Annotated in this window: 10 protein-coding genes; 7 read left to right on the top strand and 3 right to left on the bottom strand. The window is 59.6% G+C overall.

The features are described from left to right. Window positions 1-8: 8 nt before the first annotated feature. A complete protein-coding gene (locus HMPREF0178_RS03985) occupies window positions 9-527 on the bottom strand; it encodes a nitroreductase family protein (RefSeq protein ID WP_009379252.1) in 519 nt (172 codons plus the stop codon). 113 nt (window positions 528-640) lie between these two features. Between HMPREF0178_RS03985 and HMPREF0178_RS03980 the strand changes: the two genes are divergently transcribed. The 5 genes from HMPREF0178_RS03980 to rimM all read left to right on the top strand — a co-directional run bounded on the left by HMPREF0178_RS03980 (window position 641) and on the right by rimM (window position 4,078). Beyond that, complete coding sequence (locus tag HMPREF0178_RS03980; protein WP_039958541.1) at window positions 641-1,042, top strand: helix-turn-helix domain-containing protein; 402 nt, start codon at window positions 641-643, stop codon at window positions 1,040-1,042. Between the two features lie 70 nt (window positions 1,043-1,112). Beyond that, window positions 1,113-2,651, top strand: a complete 1,539-nt coding sequence (gene ffh, locus HMPREF0178_RS03975) for a signal recognition particle protein (RefSeq protein WP_009379248.1) — start codon at window positions 1,113-1,115, stop codon at window positions 2,649-2,651. A gap of 151 nt (window positions 2,652-2,802) precedes the next feature. Continuing rightward, on the top strand, window positions 2,803-3,054 hold the full coding sequence (rpsP, locus tag HMPREF0178_RS03970) for a 30S ribosomal protein S16 (RefSeq protein WP_005026145.1): 252 nt from the start codon (window positions 2,803-2,805) through the stop codon (window positions 3,052-3,054). Window positions 3,055-3,301: 247 nt separating this feature from the next. Further along, window positions 3,302-3,532 carry a KH domain-containing protein gene (locus tag HMPREF0178_RS03965; RefSeq protein WP_005026147.1) on the top strand — a complete coding sequence of 77 codons (231 nt, stop codon included), beginning with the start codon at window positions 3,302-3,304 and terminating at the stop codon, window positions 3,530-3,532. Window positions 3,533-3,553: 21 nt separating this feature from the next. Then, window positions 3,554-4,078, top strand: a complete 525-nt coding sequence (gene rimM / locus HMPREF0178_RS03960) for a ribosome maturation factor RimM (protein ID WP_198134979.1) — start codon at window positions 3,554-3,556, stop codon at window positions 4,076-4,078. A 230-nt stretch (window positions 4,079-4,308) separates the two neighbouring features. Here rimM and HMPREF0178_RS03955 read toward each other — a convergent pair whose 3' ends face one another. Then, entirely contained in the window at window positions 4,309-5,049 is a 741-nt protein-coding gene (locus HMPREF0178_RS03955) for an alpha/beta fold hydrolase (RefSeq protein ID WP_009379244.1), read from the bottom strand. A 220-nt stretch (window positions 5,050-5,269) separates the two neighbouring features. Between HMPREF0178_RS03955 and HMPREF0178_RS03950 the strand changes: the two genes are divergently transcribed. Beyond that, window positions 5,270-6,112: a DMT family transporter gene (locus HMPREF0178_RS03950; RefSeq protein WP_009379242.1), complete on the top strand. Its 843-nt coding sequence runs from the start codon at window positions 5,270-5,272 to the stop codon at window positions 6,110-6,112. A 389-nt stretch (window positions 6,113-6,501) separates the two neighbouring features. Here HMPREF0178_RS03950 and HMPREF0178_RS03945 read toward each other — a convergent pair whose 3' ends face one another. Continuing rightward, window positions 6,502-7,782 (bottom strand): homoserine dehydrogenase, encoded by a 1,281-nt coding sequence (locus tag HMPREF0178_RS03945; protein WP_009379240.1) that lies wholly within the window; start codon window positions 7,780-7,782, stop codon window positions 6,502-6,504. Window positions 7,783-8,009: 227 nt separating this feature from the next. Here HMPREF0178_RS03945 and HMPREF0178_RS03940 point away from each other — a divergent pair. Next, a partial coding sequence (locus HMPREF0178_RS03940; protein WP_009379238.1) for a chorismate synthase occupies window positions 8,010-8,372 on the top strand: 363 nt, incomplete at its 3' end.

Here is an 8,372-nt window from a genome sequence, read left to right as displayed (position 1 = left end):
AATTCTCTCTAAAAAGACTCTTCAACAACAAGAGCCGCCAGCGGCTTGCGGCTCGTGTGCCGCTCGGACGGATGCGCATTTTCCGCCGCGTAGCCGATGGAGAGGATGTGCTCAGGCTCGATGCCTTCGGTGATGCGGAAAAGCTCGCGGACAACCGATGGATCGAAACGGGTCATCCAGCAGCTTCCCAACCCCAGATCGGCCGCCTCCAGAAGCATGTGCGTCGCCACGATCGCGGTGTCGGTGTCGACCATACCCTTGCCGTCGTAGGGCCGCACCCACGCTTCGGAAGGGACGCCGCAGACGATGATCGCCAGGGGATAGCCTTGCACATTGGTGCATTTGGAGAGCTTCTCCAATCCTTCAGTACGTTGTACGACGAGGAACTTGTGCGGCTGGTTGTTTTTCGCCGTCGGAGCTATGCGCCCCGCCTCAAGGATGCGTTCAAGCTTTTCCGCCTCGACGGGCTTGGGGAGATAGGAGCGGACGGCATATCTTTTCTGGGCAAGCGAGAGAAAGTCATTCATGGCAAACCTCCAAAGTTGTTTGCCCGTACTATAGGGGTATGATTCTTTATTGCAAGTACGCATATTTTTATCCTATAGTCACTAAAAAGATACTGAAAGGGACGGCCTGTGGCATGAAGCAGATCAAAACGCACTACGACTGTTCGCTGGAGCTGGCGATGGAGCTGGTGGGCGGCAAATGGAAGCTCGTTCTTCTGTGGCAACTGCTGGGCGGGGCCAAGCGGTTCAGTGAACTCAAGCGCAAGTTGGGGGACATCACCCAGAAGATGCTGACCCTCCAGCTCCGCGAACTGGAGGCTGCCGGGCTGCTCACCCGGACGGTTTATCCGGTCATCCCGCCCCATGTGGAATATTCGTTGACGGAGAGGGGGATGGCGCTCGCCCCGGTGCTGCGGGGCTTGTGCGCATGGTCGGGAAAATACGCCGTGGAGAAAGGCATTACGCTTGCCCCGCTGCCGCCCTCCGGGGACGGAAAGGATTTGCCCGGCACGGCGGAATCTTTCCCGGAAGCTTGACTTTTGGAATAAATATGGGTAACGCTCTGGGGCTTACAAATTGTGAAGTTCCTGCATCACGGAGAAGTTCATGTTCGAAAGTTTATCTGACAGGTTGTCCAGCGCGTTCCGCTCCCTGAGCGGCCGGGCGCAGCTCACCGAGGAAAATATCCGCGATGGCCTGCGCGAGGTGCGTCTTGCCCTGTTGGAAGCCGACGTCAACTTCAAGGTCGTCAAGGAGTTCGTGGAGCGTGTGCGTGAGCGCGTGCTCGGTCAGGAAGTCGAAAAAAGCCTGACCCCCACGCAGCAGCTCGTCAAAGCTGTGCATGACGAACTCGTTACCCTGCTCGGCGGCGAAACAACCGAACTGAACCTGCGCGGCGCGCAGCCCGGCGTCATCATGATGGTGGGTCTTCAGGGTTCCGGTAAGACCACATCGGCGGGCAAGCTCGCCAATCTCCTGCGCAAGCAGAAAATGCGGCCTTATCTCGTTCCCGTGGACGTGTACCGTCCCGCCGCCATCGATCAGCTCCGCACGCTCGCCCGGCAGCTCGACATCCCCTGCTTTGCTTCTTCGGCGGATATGAAGCCCGTGGACATTGTCCGCGCCGCGCTCGAAGACGCCAAAGAGAAGCAGTGCACCGTGGTCATCCTCGATACGGCGGGCCGCCTGCACATCGACGCCCCGCTCATGCAGGAGCTGGTGGACATCAAGTCCGCCGTACAGCCGCAGGAAATTTTGTTCGTGGCCGACGCCATGACCGGTCAGGATGCCGTGACCGTGGCCGAAGCCTTCAACAAGGATCTGGCCCTGACCGGCGTGGTCCTGACCAAGATGGACGGTGATGCCCGCGGCGGCGCGGCCCTGTCCATCAAGTCGGTGACGGGCGCTTCGGTCAAGTATGTCGGCGTCGGTGAAAAGCTTTCCGATCTCGAGGTGTTCCACCCCGAGCGCGTGGCGGGGCGTATTCTTGGCATGGGCGATATGCTCACGCTCATCGAAAAGGCGCAAAGCTCTTTCGAGGCGGAAGAAGCCGAAGCCATGGCCAAGAAGCTGCAAAAGGCCACGTTCGATTTTGAGGATTTCCGTACCCAGATGCGCCGCATGAAAAAGATCGGGTCGCTGGAAAACATCCTCAAGCTTATTCCCGGACTTGGCGGCCTGACCTCCAAGCTCGGCGATCTGAAGGCCCCGGAACAGGAGATGGCGCGCACTGAAGCCATCATCAATTCCATGACCATGAAAGAGCGCCGGAATCCGGATCTCATCAACGGCAGCCGCCGGCAGCGCATCGCCGCCGGGTCCGGCACGACCGTGGCACAGGTCAATCAGGTCCTGCGCCAGTTCACCCAGATGCGTCAGATGATGCAGCAGGTGATGAACCCCAAAGCCAAGGGCGGCAGGCCGAAGATGCCTCCGTTGCCCAAAGGGATGGGGGGAATGGGCGGTATGCCCGGTATGGGAGGGCTCCCCGGCATGGGCGGCCTTTCCGGGATGGGTGGGTTGCCCGGTATGGGCGGACTCCCCGGCATGGGCGGTATGCCCGGTTTGCCCGGAGCTCCGGGCAGCGGTAAATCCGCCACGAAAAAGAAAAAGACGGAACGGCAGAAGCGCAAGAAAAAGCGTTGATCCTCTTCCGTTTGCGGGCCGCGTCGGCACCCGGTCGGTTATTCCCCGGCCGAAAGGCTGGTGGCGAGTTTCCGGCCCAGTCGTGCAGGTCGCAAGGCATTCCCCTTGTCCTTGAGCAACAACTTTATACGATACCAATAGGAGTGTTCCAATGTCCGTTAAACTGAGACTTACCCGCATGGGCAACAAGAAGCGTTCCTTCTTCCGCATCGTGGCCACCAACACCGCCAGCCGCCGTGACGGTCGCCCGCTGGAATTCCTCGGCTACTACAACCCGCAGGTCAGCCCCGCCGACATCAAGATCGACACCGACAAGGTGCAGAAGTGGATGGACCTCGGCGCCGAGATGAGCGACACCGTGCGCTCGCTCATGAAGCAGTATGCCAAGAAGGCCGACGCCTAGTTCGCCTTTCGGTTGTCTAGCTTTTCAGCGACCCGGTCGGCCTCTGCGGGTCGGCTCGGGTCGTTTGTCTTTTTTATGTTGCTGTGAAGAGAACGGTAAGCGCCCTTCTTTCCTCTACCCCGCATTTGCTGATGGGTGGAGAGGCTCCGCGTCAAAAATTCCGGCGGCACGCTTGGAGAACACATGTTTTCCCGAAAGCCTCTGCCGCTGAGAGCTGTTTTCCCTCACCGAACAGGACAGGTACGCTATGAAAGATTTTGTGGAATTTGTCGCCAAAGGGCTTGTGGACAAGCCTGAAGACGTGCAGGTCGTCGAGGTGGAAGGGGAACAGGGCGCCGTCCTTGAGTTGCGCGTCGCCAAGGAAGATCTCGGCAAGGTGATCGGCAAGCAGGGCCGGACCGCCCGTGCGCTCCGTACGCTGCTCGGCGCGGCCTCTTCCAAGGCCCATCGTCGCGTCATGCTGGAAATCGTGGAGTAGTTCGTGGCGGAACAGCGCAACATCCCGGCCGATCTGGTCGAAATAGGCACGCTCGCCCGTCCCCACGGCATCCGTGGCGAAATCCGCGTCAATTACTATGCCGACTCGTTGGAGCTCCTGCGCGGGGATGTGGTGTATCTTCAGGCCGGGAACAAGCCTCCCAGAAAGATGGAGATCGACACCGTCCGTATGCATCAGGGGACGCCGCTGATCCGGTTTGTCGAGGCCCCCGATCGCACGGCCGCCGAATTCCTGCGCGGGCAGACGCTTCTCATTCCCGAATCCGCGTTGCCCGAACTTGATGAGGACGAGGTGTATCTGCACGATATGCTCGGGCTTTCCGTGGTGCTTGACGCGACGGGGCAAAAGCTCGGCGTGCTGGATCACGTCCTTTTCCACGGAGAGCAGGAATTTTGGTCCATCCTCACGCCGGAAGGCAAGGAAATCCTGCTTCCCGCCGTGCCCGAATTTGTCGCGGACATCGATCTCGATACCGAGATCATCCGCATCACCCCTCCTGAAGGGTTGCTCGAACTCTATATGTAGCGCCTTCACCGCCGTTACCGTACGCCCTCATCTCACCGTTGAGAGCTGGCCATTTCCTCTAAGGGGATTTTTGGGCCGTGGGCATACCGTTTCAGTACGTCGGTGATCTAACGACACCAAAAGGCCGTCCGGAAGGGCGGCCTTTTCTGTTTTCAAGGGAAAGAAACGGCTCCGGTTTGATACGGGTAGGTGTTCCACGAAAGAGTTTTTCAGCCGCCAGAATGGGGGCATCATGCTCTTTCGGCGCACTCCATAAGGATTTCCGCAACATCATCGGGGCGGTGGAGATGGACGTTGTGGCCGGAGGCGATTTCGACGACGCGCCAGAGGGGGAGCCTGCGGGCACGCTCCACAGAAAGGGCGATGGGGTGAAGCTTCACGGGCGTGCAGGAAACATAGGTTACGGGAACGCCGTTGCCCTGGGGGACACGGACGTCGATGCGATCGAAATAGGGCTTGATGGGCTGCGGGGTCATGTGGTCTCTGAACCATTCCCGCATGGCCTCGGTGGCGAAATGTCCCGGAGTCGGGGCGGGAATGCTGATCCCGCCGTCATGGCGCGCCCGGAGGACACGCTGCTCGGCTTCGTCGTTCGGGATCAGATCCATTGCGCATTCGCCGGGTTTGGGGACCATTGCGTCGAGATAGACGATATGGCGGAGGCATTGCGGGATGCGCTCGGCGACCGCCGTCAGGACAATCCCCGCGTAGCTGTGCCCCACAAGCACAACGTCTCGCAGGTCATTGTACTTGATCAGGTTGACCACATCCATGACGTGGGTTTCCAGCGTGATCCGGTCGGAAAGGAGATGGGAGCGCTCGGCAAGCCCGGTGAGGCTCATGGGGAAAACCGTATGCCCGGCATTGCGGAGCCTGTCCGCCACCGGCTTCCAGCACCATGCCCCGCACCATGATCCGGGCACGAGAACAAAAGCCGGTTTCCGTCCCAAAAGCGTTTCCGTGGTATCCATTGCTGACCTGCCTGTAGAAGTTCGTTTCGCCTTTGAGAAGATGTACCAAGAACGGAGCTCCGGTCAACTGGTTTTCCCTGAGAAGCGCGGAGGGGCGGTATATTGTCATCTCGCTGGGCTGATGCTATGTTCGTTGAGCCGCGCTTATGCGCGGATTTTTTGCGGCGCGTTCCTTTTTTCGGCCTCTTTCCGGCCGCGTTTTCTTGTAAGGTGGGGTTTCATGAATAGTACGATGTGTACGGCGTTGTTGACGTTGCTTTCCATGACGCTTTTCGCCGGCAATTCAGTGCTGTGCCGTTTGGCGCTGCTTGAGTACAAAATGGAGCCCGTGACCTATACGGCGGTCCGTCTCATTTCCGGCGCGCTGATGCTGTGGCTGATCATGGCCGTGCGCCACAAGAACGTGTTCAAGTCCGGGACATGGCCCGGCGCGCTGTCCTTGTTTAGCTATATGGCGTGTTTTTCGTGGGCCTATGTCGAGCTGCCCACCGCCGTGGGAACGCTGATCATCGCTGTGGCCGTGCAGACCACGATGATCGGTTTCGGATTCTTCTCCGGCGAGCGCCCGAGCAGGCAACAGGGCATCGGCATCGGCATTGCGCTGGTCGGCCTTGTCTTCCTGCTGTTGCCGGGATTGACCGCTCCGCCGTTTTTCAGCTCCCTGATCATTTTTATATCCGGTGCGGCATGGGGCGTTTATTGCCTGTGCGGCAAAGGCGTGAGCGATCCCGCCGCATCGACCGCCGGAAACTTCATGAAGGCCGTTCCCTTCACCCTGCTCATGATGCTTTGCCTGCCTTCGCAGGTGAGTTTCGATAATCCCGGCATGTGGTACGCACTGGCGGCCGGCGCGCTGGCTTCCGCCAGCGGCTATGTGATTTGGTACATGGTTGTGGTCCGGTTCACGGTCACTGTTGCGGCTGTCGTCCAGTTGAGCGTTCCCGTGATCACCGCCATCGGCGGCGTGCTGTTCGTCAACGAACCCATTACGCTGCGCGTTGCCCTTAGTTCCGCGGCCATCCTTGGCGGCATTTTCTTTGCGACGGCATTTCGAAGAGGATAGGGCTGAGGAAAGAAGACCGGGGGTGTTTTTTACAAAAAAACTCCTCCGGCCCCCATCCTCAAAAAGATCGACTGGTGGAAGGCCGCGCGGCGGAAGTTCCGTTGACTCGCTTCTTGAAAGGGCATTCCCGATATGGGGCTGTCTGTTTTTATGAGCATAATTCTATGCCCACCCATCATTTTCCTTTAATTCTTTAAAGAGATTCTTAAAAGAAGAGCATCCGTATGCGGATGCTCTTCTTTTTCTCTGATGGGCAACAATTTTCAAACCGGATATAATCGTCATGGGGGATTCGATAAAGTCGAAAGTCTTGGGAGAGGAGGGAGTGGGGTTTGGGGAGGGGAACCTTTCTCCAGAAAAGTTCCCCTCCCCAAACCCAATAGCTTCATTTACCCCATGACCCGATAACAAATAGCCGGGGCAAGGAGGAAATCGCTCTTGCGCATGGTTTCGACGGCCTTGCGGATGGCGGAAACCGAGGCTTCGTGGGTCATGAAGACGAGGGGCACGCCCGCTTCGCTCTGTCCCTTCTGGATTGCCTGCGCGATGCTGACGCCCTGATCGGAGAGCGCGCCGGAAAGGTCGCGCAGGACACCGGGATCGTCCTTGACCATGAAGCGCATGTAATAGGTGCTGCAGGCTTCTTCCGGGGGCAGGATGTCGGCTTGCGGGAGCACCTGCTTGACGAAGCCGGAGTTCAGTTTGTTGTTCTGGCGGGCGATGGAAATAAGGTCCCCGAGCACCGCGCTGGCCGTGGGCAGGCTGCCCGCGCCGAGTCCGTGCAGGAAGAGGGAGCCGACCGCATTGCCTTCCACGCGCACGGCGTTGTACGCGCCGCCCACGCGGGCAAGGAGATAGGTGTGGTTCACCAGCGTCGGGAAGACGCCCGCTTCGAGCTTGCCGTCGCGCATCCGGGCGCGGCCGAGGAGCTTGATGCGGTAGCCGAACTCGCGGGCAAAGTCGATGTCCATCTTGTCGAGGTTGCGGATGCCTTCGATGGGCATTTTCGTATAGGGATAGTCCACGCCCCATGCAAGGCGGATAAGCAGCACGAGCTTGTGCGCGGTGTCGAACCCGTCGATGTCCAGCGTGGGATCGGCCTCGGCGTAGCCCTTTTCCTGCGCTTCGGCGAGGGCAGGGGCGAAGTTGACGCCCTTGCTGGTCATTTCCGAAAGGATATAGTTGCCGGTGCCGTTCAAAATGCCTTCGAGCGAAGTGATATGGTTCCCGGTAAGGCTTTCCTTCAGCGTCTGGACGATGGGGATGCCGCCCGCCACGCTGGCTTCATAGAGCAGAGTGGCGCCCTTTTCGTCGGCCAGCCGGAACAGGCTTTCGCCTTCTTCCGCGAGCAGGGCCTTGTTGGCGGTGACGACCTGTTTGCCCTTTGCGAGGCTGCGCGTGATGAGCTCCTTGGCCGTGTCGATGCCGCCCATCAGCTCGATGACCACGTCAATGTCGGGATCGTCGGCAAGGGTCATGGGATCGGTCGTCAGGCGCACGCCCTCCGGAAGATCGCGTTTACGGTTCGGATTGCGGACGGCGACAGCCTTCAGATTAAAGTCGCAGCCGGAGCGGGCCCGGATTTCTTCGGCGTTTTCGGACAGCAGGCGCACAAGGCCGCCGCCGACGGTTCCGAGTCCGGCCAGCCCGATATTCAGGGTCGTATTCATCAACAGATGTCCTTTTTGGCTGAAGTCTTCGCGGAAGGGACGGAAGTACCTGTCCGTAGCGTGAATTTGTATCTATAGTAGGGAACGGCGCCGTCTGTAAAGGGAGGGAAGCGCACGGCGGCGGAGGCGGAAGCGAAAAAAGTCATGCTCCGCTTGGGGGTTCGTCTCTGGACGCCGAAAACGAATCGTGTTTTGATGGTGGGAGTCACACGGAGGAAAGAGCATTCATGAGCGGAAATACTTTCGGACGTCTTTTTCGTCTGACCACCTACGGGGAATCCCACGGCCCGGCGCTCGGCGGCGTCGTTGACGGTTGCCCGGCGGGCATCGCCCTCTCGGAGGAACTGCTCCAGAAGGAGCTCGACCGGCGGCGTCCCGGCGGCGGCACGGCCGGGACCACGCGCAAGGAGCCGGACGCCGTCCGGTTGCTGTCCGGCGTTTTTGAAGGCGCGACCACGGGAACGCCCATCGGCTTCCAAATCGAGAACACCAACCAGCGCTCCGGCGATTACGGGCCGCTGGCGGCGGTCTGGCGTCCGGGGCACGCGGATATGACCTATGACGCCAAGTACGGCGTGCGCGACTTCCGG

Origin of the sequence: Bilophila sp. 4_1_30 (assembly GCF_000224655.1) — a bacterium.
Taxonomy (GTDB): Bacteria; Desulfobacterota; Desulfovibrionia; order Desulfovibrionales; family Desulfovibrionaceae; genus Bilophila; species Bilophila wadsworthia.
Note: the sequence above shows the minus strand (reverse complement) of the source record. Positions and strands in the feature narration are given on the sequence as shown.